This window comes from Fulvivirga kasyanovii (assembly GCF_009711405.1).
Classification (GTDB): domain Bacteria; phylum Bacteroidota; class Bacteroidia; order Cytophagales; family Cyclobacteriaceae; genus Fulvivirga; species Fulvivirga kasyanovii.
Genome location: NZ_SMLW01000206.1, coordinates 1 through 2,139, shown reverse-complemented (window position 1 = coordinate 2,139; position 2,139 = coordinate 1). Strand labels below are relative to the sequence as shown.

Annotated in this window: 2 protein-coding genes; both read right to left on the bottom strand. The window is 41.7% G+C overall.

Translation table 11 applies throughout. The features are described from left to right. A partial coding sequence (locus E1163_RS00870; RefSeq protein WP_155168638.1) for an anthranilate synthase component I family protein occupies positions 1-1,278 on the bottom strand: 1,278 nt, incomplete at its 3' end. Positions 1,279-1,374: 96 nt separating this feature from the next. Further along, positions 1,375-2,106 (bottom strand): YceI family protein, encoded by a 732-nt coding sequence (locus E1163_RS00865; protein WP_155168637.1) that lies wholly within the window; start codon positions 2,104-2,106, stop codon positions 1,375-1,377. Positions 2,107-2,139 lie beyond the last annotated feature (33 nt).

The window sequence follows — 2,139 nt, the reverse complement described above, 5'->3', positions numbered from 1 at the left end:
GCCAAGTGTCTGCATTATGGCTTTGGCTTTTAGAAGGCATTCTTCATACTCCTGTTCTGGAATGGAGTCGTAGGTAATGGCACTTCCCACCTGGAATGAAAGCTTTTTCGTCTGCGCGTTATACAGAAGGCTGCGAATGACGACATTAAAATCAAAATCCCCTGAAGGAGTGATATATCCCATAGCGCCTGAATAAAGTCCACGTTTAGCTTGTTCGTATCTTTCAATAAGCTCCATTACCTTCACTTTGGGTGCCCCTGTCATGCTGCCCATCGGAAAAGCGTTTCTGATGGCATCTATAAAGTGGATATCGGCTCGAAGCTCCGAGGTTACAGTAGAGATCATCTGGTGTAACTGTTTGAAAGTATAGATGCCAAACATTTCATCAACTTTCACCGTGCCGGTTTCAGAGCTTCTGGCCAGATCATTTCTTACCAGGTCTACGATCATCATATTTTCCGCCAGCTCCTTTTCATCAGTGCGGAGCTTTTGTTTTATTATTTCATCTTCATAAGAAGAGGAACCACGCCTGGCAGTACCTTTTATAGGTTGTGATATCAGTTTACGTGAGTGCTTTTTTAGAAATCTTTCAGGGCTGGCACAGAGCAGATAGCGGTTTTCGAATTTGTGATAAACAGAAAATGGCGTAGGGGACAGCCGGGTAAGCTGCAGATAAGTTGATAGCGGATCTATTGTAGCATCAGTTGCGGAAAACTCAATGCAGTAGTTGATTTCATAAATGTCACCCTCCAGTATGTGGTTTTTCAGCTTATTGACCGTATCTAAATATTGTTCCCGTGAAGTGTTCTGATTCAGTATGGGCGCTTTCATCTTATCATTGCTGCCCTCTGCCATATTATTAATGGCATCGAGGATAGCATCAGGAGCTCCTGTACTTTCTATGTAAAGCGAGTTGCCTTTGAAGCAAAGTACATGTTCCGGAACGTAAAAATATATATCAGGAAACTCCACATGATCCGGATTGCCGGATTGTAATGCCTCCGTCTGGTTTTTGAGATCATAAGCAAAATATCCTACCATCCAGTCAGGCTGGTTTTGATAGTGTTGCTTAAGCTCTTCAAAATGGTTTCTATCGCCAAAGCTGATGATTTGCTGGGCCCCTGCAGTAATGATGTTGTCAAAAGGGCCATAGGGATATTTGAAAATATTGTTGTTGTTGAAGTAAGTACAGTGACTGAAGGATGATGCCCAGCTTAAAGCTTTCTCCCTAAAAATATCGGGTGTCTCAAGAGTGTACTGAAAGGAGTGTTTTCTCAACTTGGTCGAGGCGTTTTTTGCAAATGTAAAATAAAAAAGAGGGACTGCAAGTACAATAGGCAGCCCCTCTCTGATGATATTAAAATGTCAATTGAATTACTTGCCAGCTACAATATCAAACCCTACATTGACAGTGTTATAGATGAATTTATCCTTTGCTTTATCCACTACATCGGCTTCATTTCCATATTGAAGACCCCAGAGAGACCTGTCAATATTAAATTTGGCCTTAGCGATAACTTTGTCATCTTGCACCTTTACATGGGCTGGAAAAGAAACGCTTAAAGTTTTGCCTCTCATGCTTAAGTTACCGGTCACTTTGTGGGTAGGTGAAGCTACCATGTGCTCTTTGGCAGAAGCAGGCTTGTATTGGGTGTCAAACTCTTCTTTTACTTTTACTGAGTCTTCTTTGCTGTAAGGCGCAACCGATGTAATTACAAACTCAGCGGTTGGGTGATTTTCGGCATCAAAAAAATCTTCTGATTTCAGGTGGCTAACAAGTTTACCGTGGCTTTCAGGATCTTCTTTCAGGTCTTCATTGTCAATTTCAGCAACATTAATAACAATTGTTCCGCCTACAACCTCGTTGCCCTCCACAGCGATATCACCAGAAGCAATGGGGATTGTACCATTATGCTTGCCTGTTGGCTTACTTCCGATCCATGTAATTTGGCTTTCTTCTTTATTAATGCTGAAAGATTCTGATGTGTTTACCTCAGCAACTTCTTTCGCTTCGGATACTTCTGCATCGGTTCCTTCTTTCTGTTGGCCGCACGCCGCCACTAAAATAGTAAAGGCTGCAAAACCCAAAAATTTCAAATTCTTCATGTGTCTTCTTTTTAGTTGGTTTAAATTGCTAGC